The 21340-nt window shown below is 75.9% G+C and carries 22 protein-coding genes; 17 read left to right on the top strand and 5 right to left on the bottom strand.

The window, feature by feature from the left end; all coding sequences use genetic code 11:
• Positions 1 to 43 precede the first annotated feature (43 nt).
• The 3 genes from BLS67_RS08155 to BLS67_RS08165 are packed head-to-tail and all read left to right on the top strand — an operon-like array spanning position 44 to position 2188.
• Positions 44 to 1063: a thiamine-phosphate kinase gene (locus tag BLS67_RS08155; RefSeq protein ID WP_091242762.1), complete on the top strand. Its 1020-nt coding sequence runs from the start codon at positions 44 to 46 to the stop codon at positions 1061 to 1063.
• On the top strand, positions 1047 to 1547 hold the full coding sequence (locus BLS67_RS08160; RefSeq protein WP_091242764.1) for a GNAT family N-acetyltransferase: 501 nt from the start codon (positions 1047 to 1049) through the stop codon (positions 1545 to 1547). Before BLS67_RS08155 ends, BLS67_RS08160 begins: the two co-directional genes overlap by 17 nt.
• Positions 1547 to 2188, top strand: coding sequence for a cytidylate kinase-like family protein (locus BLS67_RS08165; protein WP_207500413.1), 642 nt, complete (start codon positions 1547 to 1549; stop codon positions 2186 to 2188). Before BLS67_RS08160 ends, BLS67_RS08165 begins: the two co-directional genes overlap by 1 nt.
• On the opposite strand, the gene BLS67_RS08170 is transcribed toward BLS67_RS08165, so the two are convergent.
• Positions 2163 to 2786: a TetR/AcrR family transcriptional regulator gene (locus tag BLS67_RS08170; protein WP_165617514.1), complete on the bottom strand. Its 624-nt coding sequence runs from the start codon at positions 2784 to 2786 to the stop codon at positions 2163 to 2165. The genes BLS67_RS08165 and BLS67_RS08170 overlap by 26 nt on opposite strands.
• Positions 2787 to 2908: 122 nt before the next feature.
• Positions 2909 to 3103 (bottom strand): 50S ribosomal protein L28, encoded by a 195-nt coding sequence (gene rpmB / locus BLS67_RS08175; protein WP_091242771.1) that lies wholly within the window; start codon positions 3101 to 3103, stop codon positions 2909 to 2911.
• Between the two features lie 139 nt (positions 3104 to 3242).
• Between rpmB and BLS67_RS08180 the strand changes: the two genes are divergently transcribed.
• The 12 genes from BLS67_RS08180 to smc all read left to right on the top strand — a co-directional run bounded on the left by BLS67_RS08180 (position 3243) and on the right by smc (position 15592).
• Positions 3243 to 4886 (top strand): DAK2 domain-containing protein, encoded by a 1644-nt coding sequence (locus tag BLS67_RS08180; RefSeq protein WP_091243174.1) that lies wholly within the window; start codon positions 3243 to 3245, stop codon positions 4884 to 4886.
• On the top strand, positions 4887 to 7070 hold the full coding sequence (gene recG, locus BLS67_RS08185) for an ATP-dependent DNA helicase RecG (protein WP_242653918.1): 2184 nt from the start codon (positions 4887 to 4889) through the stop codon (positions 7068 to 7070).
• On the top strand, positions 7067 to 7621 hold the full coding sequence (rsmD, locus tag BLS67_RS08190; protein WP_091242775.1) for a 16S rRNA (guanine(966)-N(2))-methyltransferase RsmD: 555 nt from the start codon (positions 7067 to 7069) through the stop codon (positions 7619 to 7621). Before recG ends, rsmD begins: the two co-directional genes overlap by 4 nt.
• A 7-nt stretch (positions 7622 to 7628) precedes the next feature.
• Positions 7629 to 8117, top strand: a complete 489-nt coding sequence (gene coaD / locus BLS67_RS08195; protein WP_091242778.1) for a pantetheine-phosphate adenylyltransferase — start codon at positions 7629 to 7631, stop codon at positions 8115 to 8117.
• The gene (locus tag BLS67_RS08200) at positions 8114 to 8803 is read left to right on the top strand and encodes a hypothetical protein (protein ID WP_091242782.1); all 690 of its coding nucleotides are present in this window, start codon (positions 8114 to 8116) and stop codon (positions 8801 to 8803) included. The genes coaD and BLS67_RS08200 overlap by 4 nt, the downstream gene beginning before the upstream one ends.
• A 118-nt stretch (positions 8804 to 8921) precedes the next feature.
• Positions 8922 to 9518 carry a YceD family protein gene (locus BLS67_RS08205; RefSeq protein ID WP_091242785.1) on the top strand — a complete coding sequence of 199 codons (597 nt, stop codon included), beginning with the start codon at positions 8922 to 8924 and terminating at the stop codon, positions 9516 to 9518.
• A 2-nt stretch (positions 9519 to 9520) separates the two neighbouring features.
• On the top strand, positions 9521 to 9700 hold the full coding sequence (gene rpmF / locus BLS67_RS08210; RefSeq protein ID WP_091242789.1) for a 50S ribosomal protein L32: 180 nt from the start codon (positions 9521 to 9523) through the stop codon (positions 9698 to 9700).
• A gap of 25 nt (positions 9701 to 9725) precedes the next feature.
• A complete protein-coding gene (gene rnc, locus BLS67_RS08215; protein WP_091242792.1) occupies positions 9726 to 10469 on the top strand; it encodes a ribonuclease III in 744 nt (247 codons plus the stop codon).
• 4 nt (positions 10470 to 10473) lie between these two features.
• Positions 10474 to 11346 carry a bifunctional DNA-formamidopyrimidine glycosylase/DNA-(apurinic or apyrimidinic site) lyase gene (gene mutM, locus BLS67_RS08220; RefSeq protein ID WP_091242795.1) on the top strand — a complete coding sequence of 291 codons (873 nt, stop codon included), beginning with the start codon at positions 10474 to 10476 and terminating at the stop codon, positions 11344 to 11346.
• A gap of 20 nt (positions 11347 to 11366) precedes the next feature.
• The gene (locus tag BLS67_RS08225) at positions 11367 to 11612 is read left to right on the top strand and encodes an acylphosphatase (RefSeq protein ID WP_242653919.1); all 246 of its coding nucleotides are present in this window, start codon (positions 11367 to 11369) and stop codon (positions 11610 to 11612) included.
• A 187-nt stretch (positions 11613 to 11799) separates the two neighbouring features.
• Positions 11800 to 11994, top strand: coding sequence for a hypothetical protein (locus BLS67_RS08230; protein ID WP_091242803.1), 195 nt, complete (start codon positions 11800 to 11802; stop codon positions 11992 to 11994).
• A gap of 40 nt (positions 11995 to 12034) precedes the next feature.
• A complete protein-coding gene (gene smc, locus BLS67_RS08235; protein ID WP_091242807.1) occupies positions 12035 to 15592 on the top strand; it encodes a chromosome segregation protein SMC in 3558 nt (1185 codons plus the stop codon).
• A 6-nt stretch (positions 15593 to 15598) separates the two neighbouring features.
• On the opposite strand, the gene BLS67_RS08240 is transcribed toward smc, so the two are convergent.
• Positions 15599 to 16354 carry an endonuclease/exonuclease/phosphatase family protein gene (locus BLS67_RS08240; protein WP_091242810.1) on the bottom strand — a complete coding sequence of 252 codons (756 nt, stop codon included), beginning with the start codon at positions 16352 to 16354 and terminating at the stop codon, positions 15599 to 15601.
• A 50-nt stretch (positions 16355 to 16404) separates the two neighbouring features.
• On the opposite strand from BLS67_RS08240, the gene BLS67_RS08245 reads away from it, so the two are divergent.
• Positions 16405 to 17289: an NAD-dependent epimerase/dehydratase family protein gene (locus tag BLS67_RS08245; RefSeq protein WP_091243177.1), complete on the top strand. Its 885-nt coding sequence runs from the start codon at positions 16405 to 16407 to the stop codon at positions 17287 to 17289.
• 7 nt (positions 17290 to 17296) lie between these two features.
• On the opposite strand, the gene BLS67_RS08250 is transcribed toward BLS67_RS08245, so the two are convergent.
• On the bottom strand, positions 17297 to 18946 hold the full coding sequence (locus tag BLS67_RS08250) for an alkaline phosphatase D family protein (protein WP_242653920.1): 1650 nt from the start codon (positions 18944 to 18946) through the stop codon (positions 17297 to 17299).
• A 61-nt stretch (positions 18947 to 19007) separates the two neighbouring features.
• Between BLS67_RS08250 and ftsY the strand changes: the two genes are divergently transcribed.
• The gene (ftsY, locus tag BLS67_RS08255) at positions 19008 to 20234 is read left to right on the top strand and encodes a signal recognition particle-docking protein FtsY (protein ID WP_091242816.1); all 1227 of its coding nucleotides are present in this window, start codon (positions 19008 to 19010) and stop codon (positions 20232 to 20234) included.
• Here ftsY and nicT read toward each other — a convergent pair.
• On the bottom strand, positions 20222 to 21310 hold the full coding sequence (gene nicT / locus BLS67_RS08260) for a Nickel transporter NicT (protein ID WP_091242819.1): 1089 nt from the start codon (positions 21308 to 21310) through the stop codon (positions 20222 to 20224). The genes ftsY and nicT overlap by 13 nt on opposite strands.
• Between the last annotated feature and the right edge of the window lie 30 nt (positions 21311 to 21340).

Here is a 21340-nt window from a genome sequence, read left to right on the forward strand (position 1 = left end):
GGCGGGCAGGACGGCAACGTACCCCAGCGACCGGGAGGGCCCGGTGACGCGTCCCCACCTCCCGGCGGACGGCGCGGACACCGTCGGGGCGGTCGGCGAGTTCGGCGTCATCGACCGGGTGGTGGCCCGCGCCGGGACCGCTGCGCTGGCCGACGTGGGGCCCGGGGACGACGCCGCGGTCGTCCGCACCCCCGACGGCCGGGTCGTGGCCAGCACCGACGTCCTCGTCGAGGGTCGGCACTTCCGGCGGGACTGGTCCTCCGCGGAGGACGTCGGGCACAAGGCCGCGGCGGCCAACCTGGCCGACGTCGCCGCCATGGGCGCCGTGCCCACCGCGCTGCTGGTAGGGCTGGCCTGCCCCGCGGGGACGCCGACCGCCTGGTTGGAGGGCGTGGCCGCCGGCATGGCCGCCGAGTGCGCGCCGCACGGAGCCGCGGTCGTCGGCGGGGACACCGTGGCCAGCGCCCCGGACAGCGCCGCGGTCGTGCTCTCGGTGACCGTGCTCGGGGACCTGCAGGGCCGGACGCCGGTGACCAGGGACGGCGCGCGGCCCGGGGACGTCGTGGCCGTCGCCGGTCGGCTGGGGTGGTCGGCGTGCGGCTGGGCGGTGCTGCGCCGCGGCTTCACCTCCCCGCACGCGGTGGTGACCGCGCACCGCCGGCCGTCCCCGCCCTACGCGGCGGGGCCGGCCGCGGCCGACGCCGGCGCGACCGCCATGTGCGACGTCAGCGACGGCCTGCTGGCCGACGCGGGCCACCTGGCCGAGGCGTCGTCGGTCGTGCTGGACCTCGACCGGGGCACGCTGCAGTCCTTCGTCGAGCCCGAGGGTCCGCTGGCGCAGGTGGCGGCGGCCGGCGGTGGGAACGCGCTGGCGTGGGTGCTGACCGGCGGCGAGGACCACGCGATCCTGGCCACCTTCCCCGCGGCCGCCGACCTGCCCGCCGGGTTCGTGCGGATCGGGGTGGTGGAGGCCGGCCCGGCCGGGGTGCGGGTCGACGGCATCCCGGCCGCCGACGTCGCCGAGGGGCTGGGGGAGGTGCCGGGGCATGTGCACTTCGGCTGAGCCGGGCACGGGCCGGGCCGAGGTGGTCCTGCGGGCGGCCGGGTACGACGACCCGCAGGTGCGCGAGCTGGTCGAGGCGGTCCAGCAGGAGTACGTCGTCCGGTACGGCGGCCGCGACGCGATGGAGGTCGACCCGGCCGAGGTGCTGCCGCCCCGTGGTCTGCTGCTCGTCGCCGAGGTCGAGGGACGAGCGGTGGGCTGCGGGGCGTGGCGCGTGCACGGGCCGGGCACCGTCGAGGTCAAGCGCATGTACGTGGTCCCGGGCGCGCGGCGCCGGGGGATCGCGGACACCGTGCTGGCCCACCTCGAGCGCTCCGCGACCGCCGCCGGTCACCGGCGCGCGGTGCTCAACACCGGCGACCGGCAGCCCGAGGCGCTGGCGCTGTACGCCCGGGCCGGGTACACACCGGTCGCCGGGTACGGCGTCTACGCCGGGGCCACCGGTGCGGTGTTCCTCGGCAAGGAGCTGGGAGGGGTGTCCTGATGGGGATCGTCACGGTGTCGGCGACGTTCGGGTGCGGGGGTGCGGAGATCGCCCCGGCCGTCGCCCGACGGCTGGGGCTGCCCTTCCACGACCGGGTCATCCCCGCGCAGGTGGCACTGCGGCTGGGGGTGCCGGTCGAGGAGGCCGAGGCCAACGACGAGGTGGTCGTGCGCGGGCTGTGGCGGGTGGTCGCCTCGCTGGGCACGATGCCCGACCCGGTCGGCGGGGTCCTGCCGGCGGCCTCGGCACCGGACGAGCGCAGCTTCCGCACCCAGACCGACCAGGTGGTCACCGAGATCGCCGACGGTGCCGGCGGCGTCGTCCTGGGGCGGGCGGCGGCCCTGGTGCTGCGGGACCGCCCCGACGCGCTGCACGTACGCCTCGACGGTCCCGAGGACCGCAGGCTGCGGGCCGCGGTGGCCCACCTGGGTCGCGCCGAGGACGACGTCCGGCGCGAGCTGGTGGCCGCCGACCGGGCCCGGTCGGCCTACGTGCGGCACTACCACCGCTGCGACCCGGCCGAGGCCCGGCACTACCACCTGGTGCTGGACTCCACCGTGCTCGACCACGACCTGGTGGTCGACCTGGTGGTGGCCGCCGCGCTCTCCCGGGGGATCAGCGGGTCAGCAGCGGGAGCATGACGTCGTCGACGACCTCGTGGACCAGGTCGTCCTCGAGCGGCTGGCCCATGACCAGCCAGCGCTGCATGACCACCGCGGGGCCGGCCTCGGCGGCCGTGGTGGCCAGCCGGGCGGGGTCGAGCTCGCCGCGGGCGATCGCCGCGCCGAAGACCTGCCCGAACGCCTCGCGCCAGATGGCCAGCGACCCCTCCTGGAACGCCGTGGCCAGGTCCGGCTCGTGCGCCAGCACCCCGATGACGGCCCGCGAGGCGTCGCCGAGCGGACCGCGCAGGGTGGCGACCATCGCCCCGACCACCTCGAGCAGGTCACCGCGCAGCGTGCCGGTGTCCGGCGCGGTGACCTCGCCCCGGTTCAGCTCCGCGATCGTCTCGGCGACCATCTGCACCCGCGAGGACCAGCGCCGGTAGATGCTGGCCTTGCCCACCTTGGCGCGCGCGGCCACCGCGTCCATCGAGACGCCGTCCCACCCGCGCTCGGCCAGCAGGTCGAGGACGGCGGTCTTCACGGCCTCGTCGACGGCGGGGTCACGACGACGGCCGGGACGGCCGGGGGTGTCGGGGCCGGCGGGGAGGGGCTCGGGATCACGGCGGAAGTGCACCGGCGCGATGCTAAGTCCTCCGGTGCGGAGACCTGCCTGCAGGGGCCCGGACGCCATCGACCCCGATCACCGTGGGGTGACCGGGGTCGGGGTGCTGCCTCGCCCTGCGGGAGGGCGGTGCGTCAGCTGCTGCGGGTGAGCTTGCCGGCCCGGATGCAGCTGGTGCAGGCGTTCACGCGACGGCGGGTGCCGTTGCCGAGGACGGCCTTGACAGCCTGGATGTTCGGGTTCCAACGGCGCGGCGTCCGGCGGTGCGAGTGAGACACCGACATGCCGAAACCGGGCCCCTTGCCACACACATCGCACACGGCAGCCACGGTGGATCACTCCTAGAGAAGACGTTCAGAAGGTGCGGGGTCGAACCACCCGCGCAGATTGCTGGTCCACTGTAGCCGGTCGGCCACCCGCGTGGTCGGCGGGCCCGGGGTGTCGGTGGCCACCGGTAGCCTCCGGCACGTGCTCACGGCGCTGGACGAGGCCGCGGTCGGCCGCTGGAGCCGCACCGCCGTCGACGCGCTGCGCGCCTCCCGGGGGCGGCTCGACGAGCTCAACGTGTTCCCCGTCCCCGACGGCGACACCGGCACGAACCTGCTGCTCACCGCGCAGGCCGCGGCCGAGGCGGCGCAACCGTCCGAGGGGCCCGACGGCGGCGAGTCGGTGTGGACCCGGTGGGCCCGGGGCGCGGTGCTCGGCGCCCGCGGCAACTCCGGCGCCATCCTGGCCCAGCTGCTGCGCGGGCTGGCCGACGACCTGGCCGGAGCCGGCCCCGTCGACGGCTCGGCGTTCGCGGCGGCTCTGCTGCGTGCCGCGCGCACCGCCTACGCCGCGGTGGCCGAGCCCACCGAGGGCACCTTCCTGACCGTCGCCCGGTCGGCGGCCGAGGCCGCCGGGGCGGCGGTCGACCAGGGTCGGGTCGCGCTGGCCGAGGTGGTGCGTGCTGCGGCCGACGGTGCGCGGCGGTCCCTGCACGGCACCACCGACCAGCTCGCCGCGCTCCGCGACGCCGGGGTCGTCGACGCCGGCGGGGCGGGCTGGTGCGTCGTCCTCGACGCCCTGGTCACCACGGTCACCGGCAGCGAGCCCGACCGCCCGCCGCTGGCCCGCCGTGCACTGCGGCCGCACCGCCACGACCCCGCGGCCGACCTGCACCGGGTCGCGGTCGACCCGGGCAGCGAGGTGCAGTTCCTGCTGGCCGACTCCTCCGAGGAGGCCGTCGAGCGGCTGCGCACCGAGCTGGGCTGGCTGGGCGACTGCCTGGTCGTCGTCGGCGTCGACACCCCCACGGGTCGCGAGTGGAACGTCCACGTCCACGTCCACGACGTCGGTGCCGCGATCGAGGCCGGCATCCGTGCGGGCCGCCCGCACCACATCGCGGTCACCGCGCTGGCCCCGGTCCGGGTGCCGGCCCCGGTGGCCGGGGTGCGGGCCACCGTCGCGCTGGTCCCCGCGGGCCCGGCCGCCGAGGGGCTGGCCGAGCTGCTGGGGGGCGAGGGGGTCCAGGTCCTGGTGGTGCAGGTGCCGGCCGACCGCGACGACACCGCCGCGGTCACCGCCGTCGAGGAGGCCGTGGCCGCGGCGGTCCTGGCCTCCGGGGCGGCCGACGTCGTCCTCCTGCCCGACGACCCGCAGCTGGTGGGGCCGGTGGGGCGGGTCGCCGCCCGGGTCCGCGGCGAGGGCCGCGACGTCGCCGTCGTCCCCACGCGGTCGCCCGTGCAGGGCCTGGCCGCGGTCGCGGTGGCCGACCCGCAGCAGCGCTTCGCCGACGACGTCATCTCCATGACCGACGCGGCGTCGGCGACCCGGTGGGCCGAGGTCGTGCTCGCCGAGACCGAGGCGCTGACCTCGGCCGGGCGTTGCCACCCCGGCGACGCCCTGGGGGTCGTCGAGGGCGACGTCGTGGTGATCGGGGCCGCGCAGCTGACCGTGACCTGCGAGCTGCTGGACCGGCTCCTGGCCGGCGGCGGCGAGCTGGTCACGCTGCTGGGCGGGCGGCTCGCCGAGGCCGCCGCCGCGCACCTGGCCGCGCGGCACCCCACGGTCGAGGTGGCCCTCCACCCGCTGGGTCAGGGCGCCCGGCCGTTGCTGATCGGGGTGGAGTGAGTGCTGGCCCTCGACACCGCGCTGACCAAGGTCGTCGGCGACCGCACCGCGAAGGCCATGGCCGACGAGCTGCAGCTGCACACGGTGCGCGACCTGGTGCGGCACTACCCGAGCCGGTACGCCCGGCGCGGTGAGATGACCAGGCTGACCGACCTGCAGGTGGGCGACCGGGTGACCGTGCTGGGCCAGGTGCGCAAGGTCGACACCCGGCCCATGAAGAACCGGCGCGGCAGCATCACCGAGGTCACGGTGGGCGACGGCGAGGGCTCGATGCGGCTGGTGTTCTTCAACCACAAGCACGCCCGCCTCGCCGTCGGCGCCTGGGGGCTGTTCGCCGGCACGGTGAGCAGCTGGCACGGCCAGCTGCAGTTCAACCACCCCGACTGCCAGCTGCTCGACGAGTCCACCGACGCCGACGAGTGGGCCACGGCGATGCTGCCGATCTACCCGGCCAGCAAGAGCGTGTCCAGCTGGGTCCTGCAGAAGTCGCTCAAGCTCGTCCTCGACTCCCCGGCCGCCGCCGACCAGCTCCTGGCCGCCGACCCGGTCCCGGCGCCGGTGCGCCGTCGGCACGGGCTCATGGCGCTGGCCCGGGCGATCTGGCTCAAGCACCACCCCGAGACCCCCGACGACGTCGAGCGCGCCGACCACCGGCTCAAGTGGGACGAGGCCCTGGTCCTGCAGGTCACCCTCGCGGCGCGGCGGCGGGCCGCGAGCCTCGAGCCCGGCATCGCCCGTCCCCGGCGGCCCGGTGGTCTGGCCGACGCCGTCGACGGCCTGCTGCCCTTCGACCTCACCGACGGCCAGCGCGAGGTGGGCGAGGCCCTGGCCGCCGAGATCGGTCGCGAGCAGCCGATGCACCGCCTGCTGCAGGGCGAGGTCGGGTCGGGCAAGACCGTGGTGGCGCTGCGGGCCATGGCCCAGGTGGTCGACGCCGGCGGCCAGGCCGCCCTGCTGGCCCCCACCGAGGTGCTCGCCGCCCAGCACGCGCGGGGCATCGCGGGTCTGCTCGGGCCGCTGGGCCGGGCCGGTGAGCTCGACGGCGACGCCGAGGGCACCCGGGTCACCCTGCTCACCGGCTCGCTGCGCACGGCCGCCCGGCGGGCCGCGCTGGCCGAGGTCGCCGACGGGCGGGCCGGCATCGTCGTGGGCACCCACGCGCTGTTGAGCGAGGGGGTCGAGTTCGCCGACCTCGGGCTGGTCGTCGTCGACGAGCAGCACCGGTTCGGCGTCGAGCAGCGCGACCGGTTGCGCGCCAAGGGCCAGCGTCCCCCGCACGTGCTGGTGATGACCGCGACCCCCATCCCGCGCACGGTGGCCATGACCGTCTACGGCGACCTCGAGACGCTCACCCTGCGTCAGCTCCCGGCCGGCCGCGGCGGGGTGAGCAGCTCGGTGGTGCCCGTGCGCGAGAAGCCGGCCTGGCTGGGGCGGGCGTGGGAGCGGGTCCGCGAGGAGGTCGCCCAGGGCCGGCAGGCCTACGTCGTCTGCCCGCGGATCGGCGACGACGAACCGGCCGGCGAGGGGCCCGACGACGCCGACGGCGCACCGGCCGGCGACGCCGAGCGCCGTCCGCCGCTGGCCGTGCTGGACGTCGCCGAGCAGCTGCGCGGCGGTCCGCTGGCCGGGCTGCGGGTCGAGGTGCTGCACGGTCGGCTCACGGCGGAGGAGAAGGAGGCCCGCATGCGGGCCTTCGCCCAGCGCGAGGTCGACGTCCTCGTGGCCACCACGGTCATCGAGGTCGGCGTCGACGTCCCCAACGCCACGGTCATGGTGGTCATGGACGCCGACCGGTTCGGCGTCAGCCAGCTGCACCAGCTGCGCGGCCGGGTCGCCCGGGGCAAGCACCCCGGCCTGTGCCTGCTGGTCAGCGAGGCCCCCGTGTCCTCCTCCACCGGGGTGCGGCTGGCCCAGGTGGCGGCCACCACCGACGGCTTCGAGCTGGCCCGGCTGGACCTCGAGACCCGCCGCGAGGGCGACGTCCTGGGGGCGGCGCAGTCCGGACGCCGGTCCGGGGTGAAGCTGCTGTCGCTGCTGCACGACGAGGAGCTCATCGCCGCCGCCCGCAGCGAGGCCGCCGGCCTGCTCGAGACCGACCTCGGGCTGGCCGAGCACCCCGAGCTGGCCGCCGCCGTCGCGGCGCTGAACGCCGGGGACCGCGCCGACTGGCTGGAGCGGGCATGACGCGGATCATCGCGGGGTCGGCGCGCGGTCGGGTGCTCAAGGTGCCGGCCAGCGGGGTGCGCCCCACCGGTGACCGGGCCCGCGAGGCGCTGTTCAACAGCCTGGGCTCGCTGCTGGACCTCCCCGGCGCCCGCGTGCTCGACCTGTACGCCGGGTCCGGTGCGCTGGGTCTGGAGGCGCTGTCCCGCGGGGCGGCCGAGGCGGTGCTCGTCGAGTCGGGCCCGAAGGTGCTGCCGGTGCTGCGGGCCAACGTCGCCGCGCTGGGCCTGCCGGGGGCCACGGTCGTGCCCGGTTCGGTGCCGGCGGTGGTCGCGCGCCCGGCCGCCGTCCCCTTCGACCTGGTCCTGGCCGACCCGCCCTACGCGGTCGAGCCCGCCGTCGTGCTGGCGGTGCTCACCGCCCTGCACGAGGGCGGCTGGCTGGCCCCCGAGGCCGTGCTGGTGGTCGAGCGGCCCTCCCGCGAGGCCCCCTGGGAGTGGCCGACACCCCTGACCGCACTGCGCGACCGCCGCTACGGGGAGGCCGTGCTCCGGTACGGTCGCGCAGCGTGAGGGCAGCATGAGACGAGCGGTCTGCCCGGGTTCCTTCGACCCGGTCACCAACGGGCACGTCGACGTCATCACCCGGGCCGCCGCGCTCTACGACGAGCTGGTCGTCGCGGTGCTCGTCAACCCCGGCAAGGCCGGGCTGTTCGACGTCGACGAGCGCATGGCGCTGCTGCGCGAGGCCACCGCCGACCTGCCCAACGTCACCGTCGACTCCTTCACCGGGCTGCTGGTGCAGTGGTGCACGGCGCACGACGTCCCGGTCATCGTCAAGGGCCTGCGGGCCGTCGGGGACTTCGAGTACGAGCTGCAGATGGCCCAGATGAACCGCGAGCTGGCCGGCGTCGAGACCCTCTTCGTGCCCACCGCGCCGCAGGTCGGGCACCTGTCCTCCAGCCTGGTCAAGCAGATCTCCGCCTTCGGCGGGGACGTCTCGCACCTGGTGCCGCCGGGGGTCAACAGCCGGCTGGTGGCCCGGCGCGAGCGGGAGGGGGAGTCGTGACCGAGGTCGTGTACCGGTTGTACGAGGTCGTCGACGAACTGGCCTCGGTCATCGAGAACGCCCGCAGCGTGCCGATGTCGTCCTCCTGCATGGTCCCGCGCGACCACCTGCTGGACCTGCTGGACGACCTCCGCGAGGGGCTGCCCGAGGAGGTGCAGCAGGCGGGCGCGATCGTCGAGCAGCGCACCGAGATCCTCGAGCAGGCCCAGGCCGAGGCCGAGCGGCTCACCGGGCGCACCCGCACCGAGGCCGAGCAGGTGGTCACCACCGCCCGGCGCCAGCGCGACGAGCTGATCGGCACCGCCCGGCGCCAGCGCGACGAGCTCATCACCCAGGCCCAGGCCGAGGTCGAGGACCTGCTGTCCCGCGCCGAGGCCGAGGCCGACCGGATCCTGGCCGAGGCCGACCAGCAGGCCGCCGAGCTGCTCGCCGACGCCCGCACGCAGCAGGCCGCGCTCGTCGCCGCCGGCCAGGCCGAGCACGACCGGCTGATCACCGAGACCGAGGTCTACCGGGGCGCCGTCGGCCGGGCCGACGAGCTGGGCGAGCAGACCGCGGCCGAGGTGGCCCGCATGCGCACCGAGGTCGACGAGTACGTCGACAGCCGGCTGGCCGACTTCGGCACCACGCTGGGCCACATGGTGCGGTCGGTCGAGGCCGCGCGCAGCCAGCTCCGCCAGCCCTGACCCCGTCCACCCCGCCCTGTCCGCCCGACCCGCGGCCCGGTGTAACCTGGGTTGCTCCCGCATGCGCTGCCCTGCACGCCCTGCGGTGACACCCGCCCCCGAGCACAGAGAATCCGTCATGCCTGCTGCCTCCTCGCCCCGCCGAGGCGCCGCGTCCCCCGACGCCCGGCGCCCCGGTGGCGACCCCTGGAAGGTCGACCTGCGCGAGCTGGGTCGTCGCGCCGGGTCGATGCGTGACTGGGAGAAGACGGTGCCGGCGCAGGAGCGCTGGGGCATCGAGATGATCGCCGTGCCCGAGGGCGCCCCCGTCGAGCTGCACCTGCGGCTGGAGTCGGTCATGGAGGGCGTGCTCGTCTCCGGCGAGGTCGACGCCCCGGTCACCGGCCAGTGCGCCCGCTGCCTCGAGCCGGTCGAGGACACCCTGCACCTGGACGTGCAGGAGCTGTTCGCCTACGAGGGCAGCACCACCGAAGCCACCAGCGAGGAGGACGAGGTCCGCCGCATCGACGGCGAGCACCTCGACCTCGCGCCGCTCGTCCGGGACGCCGTCGTCCTGGCGCTGCCGCTCTCGCCCACCTGCACGCCGGACTGCTCGGGTCTGTGCGTCGACTGCGGCCAGCGGCTCGACGACCTCCCGGCGGACCACTCGCACGAGGTGCTCGACCCGCGCTGGGCCGGGCTCGCCGACCGTTTCACCCCATCGAAGGAGAACTGACCGTGGCTGTCCCGAAGAGGCGCATGTCGCGCTCGAACACCCGCTCGCGTCGCTCGCAGTGGAAGGCCACCGCCCCCACGCTCGCGCCGTGCCCGAACCGCGCGTGCGGTGAGCTCAAGCCCCCGCACATCGCCTGCCCGACCTGCGGCCAGTACGACGGCCGCCAGGTCATCGCGGTCTGACCTGCACGTCCAGCACGACCCCGACGTGACCACGGACGCCCCTCCCGGGGGCACCGAGCACGCCGACCGGGCCGCCGACTGGCTGCGTGACGCCCTGGGCGTCACGCTGCCCGGCGGCCTGCTGGCGTTGGCCCTGACCCACCGCTCCTACGCCTACGAGCACGGTGGCCTGCCGACCAACGAGCGTCTGGAGTTCCTCGGCGACTCCGTCCTCGGCCTGGTGGTCACCGACGAGCTGTACCGCAGCCAGCCCGACCTCCCCGAGGGGCAGTTGGCGAAGCTGCGGGCGTCGGTGGTCAACATGACCTCGCTGGCCGGGGTCGCCCGGTCCCTGGGCGAGGGCGGCATCGGCCCGCACCTGCTGCTGGGCCGGGGCGAGACGACCACCGGCGGGCAGGACAAGGAGTCGATCCTGGCCGACGCGCTGGAGGCGTTGCTGGGGGCGGTCCACCTGGGCCTGGGGCTCGAGGTGGCCGGGGCGATCGTGCACCGGCTGTTCGACCCGTTGCTGGTCGAGTCCTCCACGCTGGGCGCCGGCCTGGACTGGAAGACCAGCCTGCAGGAGCTGGGATCGGCGCAGGGGCTGGGGCCACCGGTGTACCGGATCGAGTCCGAGGGCCCCGACCACGCGAAGTCCTTCCGGGCCACCGTGCTGCTGGCCGACCTGCCCCGCGGCGACGGCCACGGCCGCACCAAGAAGGCCGCCGAGCAGATGGCCGCCCAGAACGCCTGGCGCGCGCTGTCGGCGACCAGCACCCCCCGGGGCTGACGGCGTGCCCGAGCTGCCCGAGGTCGAGGTGGTCCGCCGCGGGCTCGAGCGGTGGGTGGCCGGCCGCACCGTCGCCACCGCGGAGGTGCTGCACCCGCGCGCGGTCCGCCGCCACCTCGAGGGCGCCGAGCACTTCGTGGCCGACCTGACCGGCGCCACCGTCACCGCCGCCCACCGCCGCGGCAAGTACCTGTGGTTGCCGTTGGCCCGCGACGGCGTCGCCACCGGCCGGGTGCTGGTCGGGCACCTGGGCATGAGCGGTCAGCTGCTGGTCGAGAAGCCCTCCGAGCCGCGGGAGAAGCACCTGCGGGCCCGGTTCACCTTCACCGACGGTGGTCGCGAGCTGCGGTTCGTCGACCAGCGCACCTTCGGCGGCCTGGCCGTCGAGGACGCCGGCCCCGCGGGTCTGCCCGGCCGGCTGGCCCACATCGCCGTCGACCCGCTGGTCGAGGACTTCGACGTCGACGCCTTCGCGGCCGCCCTGCGCCGCCGGCACACCGAGGTCAAGCGGGCCCTGCTGGACCAGACGCTGATCGGCGGGGTGGGCAACATCTACGCCGACGAGTCGCTGTGGCGGGCCCGGCTGCACGGGGGCCGCCCGACCGAGAAGCTCACCCGTGCCCAGGTGACCGACCTCGTGGAGGGCGTGCAGGACGTCCTGCGCGAGTCCCTGGCCCAGGGCGGCACCTCCTTCGACTCGCTCTACGTCGACGTGAACGGCCAGAGCGGCTACTTCTCGCGGTCCCTGGCGGTCTACGGCCAGCTGGACCGGCCGTGCCCGCGGTGCGGCACCCCGATCCGACGGGAGTCCTTCATGAACCGGTCGAGCTACAGCTGCCCCACCTGCCAGCCCCGACCCCGGGCCCGGCGTTCGTGACCCGCCGGGTGGTGGCGCTGGTGTCCGGCGACGTCCAGGGGGTCGGCTACCGCTGGTTCGTCCGGGGGCAGGCCGCCGCCCGCGGGCTGGCCGGGTCGGCGACGAACCTGGCCGACGGCCGCGTCGAGGTCGTCCTCGAGGGCCCCGAGGACGACGTCCGGGCCGTCCTCGACGCGCTGACCGGGCCGGACGCCCCCGGCGCCCCGCGCGACGTCGCACCGACCGACGAGGACCCCGTCGGGGCATCCGGGTTCACCACCGGTTGACCGCCGGCGCGGCCGTGACGCAGATGACAGCGTCCGGTCCGGGTGAGCCGCTGACCGGCGCGTTGACCTGCGCGGCCGTGGCTGTCACCCTGGGTCGGTCAGCCTGCGCCCCGCCCTCGGCCCCACTCGTCGGAGCCGACCCCGGTCGCCGCGGGACCACACCGCACCTCGAGAGGCCTCCTCAGCCATGGCCAAGGCCCTGTTCGGTCACGTCGTAGCCCCCCGGGAGCTCCGCGTCGCCGAGGAGATCGCGATGCTCCGCTCCCGCATCACCCGGCTCGAGGCCGAGGTCGCCGCGCTGCGCGCCGAGCGCGACGAGCGCATCGCCCACGAGCTGCTCACGATGGCCCACCCCGAGGTCGAGCCCGCCCTCGTGCACTGAGGGGGGCTCGCCACGAGCGGGCTTCCCTAAGCTCCGACCTGTGCATCTGTCGAGCCTGACGCTCAAGGGCTTCAAGTCCTTCGCGGCGGCGACGACCCTGCGGCTCGAGCCGGGCATCACCGCCGTGGTCGGGCCCAACGGCTCGGGCAAGTCCAACGTAGTCGACGCCATCGCCTGGGTGCTGGGCGAGCAGGGGGCCAAGAGCCTGCGCGGCGGCAAGATGGAGGACGTCATCTTCGCCGGCACCGCCGGCCGCCCGGCGCTGGGCCGGGCCGAGGTCACGCTCACGATCGACAACGCCGACGGCGCGCTGCCGATCGACTACACCGAGGTCGGCATCACCCGGCGCATGTACCGCTCGGGTGAGAGCGAGTACGAGATCAACGGCGACAAGGTGCGTCTGCTCGACGTCCAGGAGCTGCTCAGCGACTCGGGCATCGGCCGCGAGATGCACGTCATCGTCGGGCAGGGCCAGCTGGACGCCGTGCTGTCGGGTCGTCCCGAGGACCGCCGCGGGTTCATCGAGGAGGCCGCCGGCGTCCTCAAGCACCGCAAGCGCAAGGAGAAGGCGCTCCGCAAGCTGACCTCGATGCAGGCCAACCTCGACCGGTTGGCCGACCTCACCACCGAGCTGCGGCGCCAGCTCAAGCCGCTGGGCCGGCAGGCCGAGGTGGCCCGCCGCGCCGCCGGCATCCAGGCCGACCTGCGCGACGCACGGCTGCGGCTGCTCGCCGACGACCTCGTGGCGCTGCGCGGCGCGCTGGACGCCGACGTCGCCGACGAGACGGCGGCCCGCGAGCAGCGCACCCGGGTCGAGGCCGACCTCGCCGTCGCCGCGGCACGGCAGGCCGAGCTGGAGGCCGCACTGGCCGCCGACGCCCCGGCGCTGAGCGCCGCCCAGGACACCTGGTTCCGGCTCTCGACGCTGGGCGAGCGCTTCCGCAGCACCGCCCAGCTGGCCGGCGAGCGGCACCGGCACCTGTCCGCACCGGTGGCCGTCCCGGCCGGTCGTGACCCCGAGGGGCTGGACGACGAGGCCGCCCGGGTCGAGGCCACCGAGACCGAGCTGGCCGGGCAGCTGACCGCCGAGCGCGACCGCCTCGCGGCCGCCACCGCGGCCCGCACCGACCTGGACGCCGCCCTCGCCGTCGCCGAGCGCGAGCTGGTGACCGCGGCGCGGGCGCTGGCCGACCGGCGCGAGGGCCTGGCCCGGCTGTCCGGTCAGGTCGCCGCGGCCCGCTCCCGCACGAGTGCCGGCGAGGCCGAGGTCGCCCGGGCCGTGGAGGCGGCCCGCGAGGCGCAGGCCCGGGCCGACGCCGCGGCCGACCGGCTGTCCGCGGCCCGCCCCGAGGACGACGAGGACGGGTCCGGCGCCGAGGACACCGGCCCGCAGGTGCGGGCGCACGAGGCGGCCCGCGCCGCGCAGGTCGAGGCGGCCCGAGAGGTGACCCGGCTGGCCGACGCCGAGCGCTCGGCCGAACGGGACCGCGGTGCGGCCCGGGCCCGGCGGGACGCCCTGGCTCTCGGGCTGGCCCCGGCCGACGGCGCCGCGGCGGTGCTGGCCGCCGCGGCGGACGGTGCACTGGGCGGGGTGGCCGGCCCGCTCGCCGCCCGCCTGGCGGTGCACCCGGGGGACGAGGTGGCGGTGGCCGCCGCGCTGGGCGGTCTGGCCGAGGCGGTCGTGGTGACCGGACCCCGTGCGGCGGCCGACGCGATCGAGCACCTGGCCGACACCGCCGGGGGCCGGGTCGGGCTCCTGGTCGCCGGTGGCGAGGGCGCCGGGAGTCCGCGATCGGCCCTGCCCGCGGGGGCGCGGTGGGCGCTGGACCTGGTGGACGTACCGGCGGACCTGCTGCCGGCGGTGGCCGCGGTGCTGGACGGGGTGGCCGTCGTGGCCGACCTGGCGGCGGCGGTCGCGCTCGTCACCGCCCGGCCCGACCTCCGTACGGTCACCGCGGCCGGTGACTCGCTGGGTGCGGGCCGGGCGACCGGCGGGCAGCCCGACGCCCCGTCCGGCCTGGAGGTCCGGGCCCGGGTGGACGCCGCCGACGGCGAGCTGGGCCGGGCCACGGCCCGCGCCCAGGAGCTCGCCGAGCAGCTCGCGCGGGCCCAGGAGGCCCACCGGGCGGCGGGGTCGGCGGTCGAGGCGGCGGCCACCGCCCGGCGCGAGGCCGAGCGCGAGCGGGCGGCCCGCGACCGCGAGCTGGCGGGGCTGGCCGCCGACCTGCGCTCGGCGGTCGCCGAGGCCCAGCGGGCCGACGCCGCCCGGGTGCGCGCCGAGCAGGGTGTCGAGCAGGCGGCGGAGGCCCTGGCCGGATCGGTCGCGCGGCTGGCCGAGGCCGAGGCCGAGCCCCTGGCCGACGAGCCGTCCCCGGCCGAGCGCGACCGGCTGCGGGCCGAGGTCGCCGTCCTGCGCACCACCGAGACCGAGGCCCGGCTCGGCGTCCGCACCGCCGAGGAGCGGGCCCGGTCGCTGCACGGTCGTGCGGAGTCGCTGCGCCGGCAGGCCCGGCAGGAACGAGCCACCCGCGAGCGGGCGGAGGAGGCCCGCCGCACCCGGGCACGCGGCGCCGCGGTCGCCGCCGAGGTGCGGGCGGGGGCCGAGCACGCGTCGTCGCTGCTGGAGACCTCGTTGGTCCAGGCCGTGGCCGAGCGCGACGCCCTGGCCGCGGCCCGCACGGGGCGGGAGGCCGACCTGCTCGCCGTCCGCACCCGGGTCCGCGAGCTCACCGCGGACCTGGACCGGCTGACCGGTGAGGTGCACCGCGACGAGGTGGCCCGCGCCGAGCAGCGGCTGCGCATCGAGACGCTCGAGACCCGCGCGGTGGAGGAGCACGGCATCGAGCTGGACCAGCTGGTGGCCGAGTACGGACCGGCCGCCCCGGTGCCTGCGCCCGGGCCGCACCCCGAGGACGAGCCGGTGCCCGAGCCGGTGCCCTACGTGCGCGCGGTGCAGGAGCGCCGGGCGGCCACCGCGGAGAAGGACCTCGCCGCGCTGGGCCGGGTCAACCCGCTGGCGCTCGAGGAGTTCGCGGCGCTCGAGGAGCGCAGCGCGTTCCTCACCACCCAGCTCGAGGACCTCCGGGCCACCCGTCGCGACCTGCTGACCGTCGTCCGCGAGGTCGACGACCGCATCCACGAGGTGTTCGCCGCCGCCTTCGCCGACGTGCAGCGCGAGTTCGTCGAGGTCTTCCAGACCCTCTTCCCGGGTGGCGAGGGGCGGTTGACGCTCACCGACCCGGAGGACCTGCTGACCACCGGTGTCGAGGTCGAGGCCCGCCCGCCCGGCAAGAAGGTCAAGCGGCTGTCGCTGCTGTCCGGCGGCGAGCGCTCGCTGACGGCGGTGGCGCTGCTGGTGGCGATCTTCCGGGCGCGACCCTCGCCGTTCTACGTCCTGGACGAGGTCGAGGCCGCCCTGGACGACGTCAACCTCGGCCGGTTGCTCACGCTGGTCGAGCAGCTGCGGGACACCTCGCAGCTGATCGTGATCACCCACCAGAAACGCACGATGGAGATCGCCGACGCCCTCTACGGCGTCTCGATGCGCGGCGACGGCATCACCGGCGTCATCTCCCAGCGGCTGCGCCCCACCGCCTGACCCCGGTCAGACGTCGAGGTCGACCTGGAGGGGGTGGTGGTCCGAGCAGCGCGAGCCGTCGAGGACGGCGGCCCCGGTCACCCGCACCTCGGGGGAGACCCACACCAGGTCGATGCGCAGCCGCGGCCGACGGGCCGGGTGGGTGAGGCCGAGGTCGCGCTTCCACACCTGCCACCGGCGGGCCTGGTCCCGGCGGGCGCCGGCCCGGGACCAGCCGTCGTCCAGCCGCCCGCGCAGCGGGGTGAGCTCGGTGGCCGACGCCCCGCAGTTGAGGTCGCCGGCGACCACCGCGGCCCGGCCCGGCGGGGGCAGCAGCCCGACCAGCGCCTCGGCCTGGGCCGCACGCGAGCGCGCCGAGTCGCTGGACAGGTGGGTGGCGACGACGGTCAGCGCGCCGCCGGCCACGACCAGGTCGGCGCGCACCGCGGCGCGGGGCTCGCCGTGCCCGGGCAGCCGGTGCGCGGCGTCGTTGGCCACGGGCAACCGCGTGAGCAGCGCGTTGCCGTACCGCTTGGCCGGCCCGTCGCGCCGGGGCTCCTCGATCGCCGAGGCCCACACCAGTTCGCGGTCCAGGGCCCGGGCGAGCAGCTCGGCCTGGTCGACCCCCTCGCTGCGGGGGCCGAAGGTCCGGTCGACCTCCTGCAGGCAGACGACGTCGGGGTCGGCCGCGGCCAGGACCCCGGCGATCCGGGCCAGGTCGTGCCGGCGGTCGTCGCCCACCCCGTGGTGGATGTTGAAGGTCACCAGGCGTACGGAGGTCACCGCTCGAGCTTCCCAGGCGGGATCGTGCGGGGCCGGGTTGCATGGCCGGCATGCGCATCTTCTTCACCGGCGGCTCGGGCAAGGCCGGCCACCACGTCGCCCCGTTCCTGGCCGACCAGGGGCACGAGGTCACCAACGCCGACCTGACCCCGCTGCGCCACGACGGCATCGCCGACCTGCGCGTCGACCTCACCGACCTCGGGCAGACGTACTCCGCCCTCGCCGGTGCCGCCCGCAGCGCCGACCTCGAGGGCGCCGCGGTGCCGGCCTACGACGCCGTCGTCCACTTCGCCGCGATCCCGGCGATCCTGCTCGCCCCGGACGCCACCACCTACGCCACGAACATCCTCAGCACCTACAACGTCCTGGAGGCGGCCACCCGGCTGGGCATCCCCAAGGTGGTCTTCGCCTCGTCGGAGACCACCTACGGCGTGTGCTTCGCCCAGGGGGAGCGGAGGCCCGAGTACCTGCCGGTCGACGAGGAGCACCCGACGGTGCCCGAGGACTCCTACGCGATGAGCAAGGTCGCCGGCGAGGTGACCGCGCGGTCGTTCCAGGCCCGCAGCGGGGCCGACGTCTACGGGCTGCGGATCAACAACGTGGTCGAGCCGCACGAGTACGCGGAGCTGTTCCCCGCGTTCCTCGAGGACCCCGCCCTGCGCCGGCGCAACCTGTTCGCCTACATCGACACCCGCGACCTCGGGCAGATCGTGCAGCGCTGCCTCACCACCGACGGGCTGGGCTACGAGGTCTTCAACGTCGCGAACGCCGACATGTCGGTCTCGCTCACCACCGACGAGGTCCGGGAGCGCTTCTACCCCGGGGTCGAGGTGCGCCGGGAGATGGGACGCGACGAGACCTTCTACTCCATCGACAAGGCCCGCCGGCTGCTCGGCTACGACCCCCGGCACTCCTGGCGAGACGAACTGGGCTGACGCGGGATCACGACAGCTCGGTGTCGAGCACCCGGGTGAACACCGGGCCGCCGGCGTCGTCCCGGCTGGTGGCCCACAGCCGGAACCGGGCGTCGCGGCCGTCGAGGACCAGCTCGCCGAGCTCGTTGCCGAAGAACGGACCGGCCTGCTTGCGCCACTCCAGACCGGTGCGGCGGACCCGGGCGGCCTTCGCGATCGACCCGGTGATCGTCCGGGCCCACCGGCTCCAGCCGATGCGGAAGCCGACCTCGATGGCGTGCGGCGCCTGGTTGTGCAGCGGCGAGACCGTCAGCTGGTGCACCCGTCCGGTGAGGCCGGCGGGCTGCACCAGCTCCGCGGCGTAGGCGTGGTGGACGTCGCCGGAGAGCACCAGGACGGTGGCCGGCGCCGGCCCGGCCTCGCCTCCGGCCACCGACACCAGCAGCCGGCCCAGCCGCTCGAAGGACTGCCCGAACGCTGCCCAGTGCTCGAGGTCGGCGGCCTGCCGCAGCTTCTCGGCCAGCCGGCCGACGAGCCGGCCGTGGTGCCGGACGGCGAGGGTCTGGTTCCAGCGCTCGATGTCGTGGACGGCGTGCGGCAGCAGCCACGGCAGCGAGGTGCCGACCAGCACGTGCTGCACGCCGTCGGCGACCGCCTCGCGCACGGCCTCCTCGACCCAGGTGAACTCGGCGTCGTCCAGGATCTGCCGGTCGGCCTCGGTGAGCACCCGCCCGGCGCGGCTGTCGACCATCACCAGCCGGACGTGGTCCCAGTGCCGCACGTAGCTCCACCGGAACGCGGTGGGGTCGCCGTCGGCGGCCTGCGCCATGGCGGTGAGCATCGGCTCGGCGTCGACCGGGGCGTCGCCGTCGCCCTGCATCGCCTGCCAGGTGGCGTTGTCGGCCAGCTCGGCCGGCGACAGGTTGCCCAGGTGCTGGTAGACGAAGTAGCTGGTCAGGCCGCCGGTGATCCGCCGGCGCCACCACGGTTGCTCGACGACGGAGTCACGCCAGGCGGCCGAGGTGTTCCAGTCGTCGATCATCTCGTGGTCGTCGAAGATCATCGCCGAGGGGATGGTCGAGAGCAGCCAGCGGACCTCGGGGTCGCCCCACGACTCCCGGTAGAGCCGGGTGTACTCCTCGAAGTCGGCGACCTGGGTGCCCGGCGCCACCGAGAGGTCGCGGCGGGAGGCCAGCCACGCCTGGGTGGGTGGCGTCGTCTCGTCGGCGTAGACCTGGTCGCCGAGCAGCACCAGCGCGTCGGGCCACTGCGCCTGGTCGGTGCCGGCCAGCTGCACCGCGTAGCAGTCCAGGGCGTCGGGCGGGATGCCGTCGCGGGCGTCGACCGAGGCCGGGGTCGCGTAGCGGCAGGAGCCGAAGGCGATCCGGAAGGGCCCCGGGCCGCCGGGGGTGCGGATCCGGCTGGGCGGGAAGGGCGAGTGCCGGGGCGGCCAGACCCGCGCGTCGTCCAGGTGCACCTCGTAGGGCGTCGTGCTGCCCGGCTCGAGGCCCTCGACCACCAGCAGGGCGAAGTGGTGGCCGCCCACGCAGAACGTGCGGGCCACGGCGTCGAGGACGCGCACGGTGCACGGGCGGTCGGTCTCGACCCAGACGGTCGCGGACACGGGGTCGACGTGGCGCAGCAGGGGGCCGAGCACCAGCCGGGGGTCGTCGGGCACGGCCACCACCTTCCCGCACCGCACCCGGTGCTGCCCAGGACGGGCTGGGAGACTCCTGGGCATGGAGTTCGTGCTCATCGCCGTCGCGGTCGTCGTCGTCGCCCTGCTCGTCGGGGTCGGCCTCCTGGTCGGCCGCGGACGACGCACCACCCGGCTGGACGACGACGCGGCCCGCGGGACGACGCTGACCCGGCCGCGGCCCACCGACCCCGCGCCCCCGGTCACCACCGCGCCGACGACGGTGCCCCCCGTCGGCACCGCACCCGATGCGTCGCCCGTCTCCGGGGACACCCTCGTCCCGCCTGCCGACCTGCCCCCCGCCGAGCCCGAGCCCGGCCTGGTCTTCGACGTCCCGCCGCCCTCGGCCGGCCGGCTGGTGCGGCTGCGCAGCCGGCTCGCCCGGTCGCAGTCCTCCCTGGGCCGCGGCCTGCTCACCGTGCTGGCCCGGGAGAAGCTGACCGAGGACGACTGGGAGGAGATCGAGGAGACCCTCCTGGCCGCCGACGTCGGCGTCGCCGCCACCACCCAGATCGTGCAGCGCCTGCGCACGCAGTCCCTCGTGCTCGCGACCGGGGACGGCGCTGCGCTGCGCGACCTGCTGGTGTCCGAGCTGACCGCCGTCCTGGGCCCGGACCTGGACCGCACGCTGGCCACCGACCGCGAGCTGGACCGGCCCGCCGTCGTGCTGGTCGTCGGGGTCAACGGGGCCGGCAAGACCACCACCTGCGGGAAGATCGCGCGGGTGCTCGTGGGCGACGGCCGCAGCGTCCTGCTGGGTGCCGCCGACACCTTCCGCGCCGCCGCCGCCGACCAGCTCGAGACCTGGGGCGAGCGGGTCGGCGTCCCGACCGTGCGCGGCGCCGAGGGCGGCGACCCGGCGTCGGTCGCCTACGAGGCGGTCAAGGTGGGCCGCGAGGCCGACGTCGACGCCGTGCTCGTGGACACCGCCGGGCGGCTGCACACCAAGAGCGGGCTGATGGACGAGCTGGGCAAGGTCAAGCGGGTCGTCGAGAAGCTGAGCCCGGTGGACGAGGTGCTGCTGGTCCTGGACGCCACCACCGGCCAGAACGGCGTCGTGCAGGCCCGGGTGTTCACCGAGGCCGTCACCGTCACCGGCATCGTGCTCACCAAGCTCGACGGCACGGCCAAGGGCGGCATCGTGGTCTCGGTGCAGCGCGAGCTGGGCATCCCGGTCAAGCTGGTCGGGCTGGGCGAGGGCGCCGACGACCTGGCCCCCTTCGAGCCCCGCGCCTTCGCCGAGGCCCTGGTCGGCGGTCAGGCCGAGTAGCGCTCCTCCACGCGGCCGACCCGCCAGACGGCGAGGGCGACCGCCCAGGTGAGCACGAAGAGGCCGACGATGCCGAAGCCGACGTAGTCGAGGTTCCACGAGGCCAGCCAGGCCAGCGGGCCGGACTCGATGTGCAGCTGCTCGACCAGCAGGCCGATCAGGACCAGCCCGCCGACGCCCAGGGCGACGGTCACCGACAGCACGGTGACCGTCAGGTTGTAGAACACCTTGCGCACGGGCTTGACCAGGGCCCACCCGTAGGCCCGGGTCATGAGCACGCCGTCGGCGGTGTCGAACAGGCTCATGCCGGCCATGAACAGCACCGGCAGCACGACGATCGCGTACCAGGGCAGCACGAACGCCGCCGAGCCCGCGATCAGGACCAGCAGGCCGACCTGGGTGGCGGTGTCGAAGCCCAGGCCCATGAGCAGGCCCACCGGGTACAGGTGCCAGGCCTTGCTGACCCGCCGGGTCGCGCGGCCCAGCAGCCGGGCCAGCAGGCCGCGGTTGTGCAGGTGGTGCTCCAGGGCGGCCTCGTCCAGCTCACCCGAGCGCATGCCGCGGAACACCCGGGCGATGCCGATCACCGACACCAGGTTGGTCAGCCCGATCAGCAGCAGGAAGCCCCCGGCGACCACGGTGCCGATCAGCCCCAGGGTGGCCGCCGTCCCGGAGTCCTCGTCCTGGATGACCCCCGCGACGGACCGGACGCCGACCGCGAGCAGCACCCCGGCCACCAGGACGACGGTGGAGTGGCCCAGGGAGAACCAGAAGCCCGTGCTGACCGCGCGCTTGCCCTCGCCGACCAGCTTGCGGGTGGTGTTGTCGATGACGGCGATGTGGTCGGCGTCGAAGGCGTGCCGCACCCCGAGCAGGTAGGCGGTGAGCCCGACGCCGAGGCCGAGCACCCCGGCGCTGCCCAGGTCGAACCGTTGCGGGGCCACGGCGAACGCCAGGACGCCCCACCCCAGCACGTGCAGGACGACGACGACGGCGGCGGTGCCGGCGATGCTGCGCCGGTCGCGGGTGCTGAAGCCCTGCTGCGCGGTCGCGGGGGTGTCGACGGTGGAGGTCACGGCGGGACCTTAATGCCGATCCCTCGCAGC

This window comes from Klenkia soli (assembly GCF_900103975.1).
GTDB classification, from domain to species: Bacteria; Actinomycetota; Actinomycetes; order Mycobacteriales; family Geodermatophilaceae; genus Klenkia; species Klenkia soli.

Coding starts and splice junctions, on each gene's coding strand:
- BLS67_RS08160 (WP_091242764.1), top strand. CDS start 1,047: ATGTGCACTTCGGCTGAGCCGGGCACGGGCCGGGCCGAGGTGGTCCTG.
- BLS67_RS08165 (WP_207500413.1), top strand. CDS start 1,547: ATGGGGATCGTCACGGTGTCGGCGACGTTCGGGTGCGGGGGTGCGGAG.
- rsmD (WP_091242775.1), top strand. CDS start 7,067: ATGACGCGGATCATCGCGGGGTCGGCGCGCGGTCGGGTGCTCAAGGTG.
- coaD (WP_091242778.1), top strand. CDS start 7,629: ATGAGACGAGCGGTCTGCCCGGGTTCCTTCGACCCGGTCACCAACGGG.
- BLS67_RS08205 (WP_091242785.1), top strand. CDS start 8,922: ATGCCTGCTGCCTCCTCGCCCCGCCGAGGCGCCGCGTCCCCCGACGCC.
- BLS67_RS08230 (WP_091242803.1), top strand. CDS start 11,800: ATGGCCAAGGCCCTGTTCGGTCACGTCGTAGCCCCCCGGGAGCTCCGC.
- BLS67_RS08245 (WP_091243177.1), top strand. CDS start 16,405: ATGCGCATCTTCTTCACCGGCGGCTCGGGCAAGGCCGGCCACCACGTC.
- ftsY (WP_091242816.1), top strand. CDS start 19,008: ATGGAGTTCGTGCTCATCGCCGTCGCGGTCGTCGTCGTCGCCCTGCTC.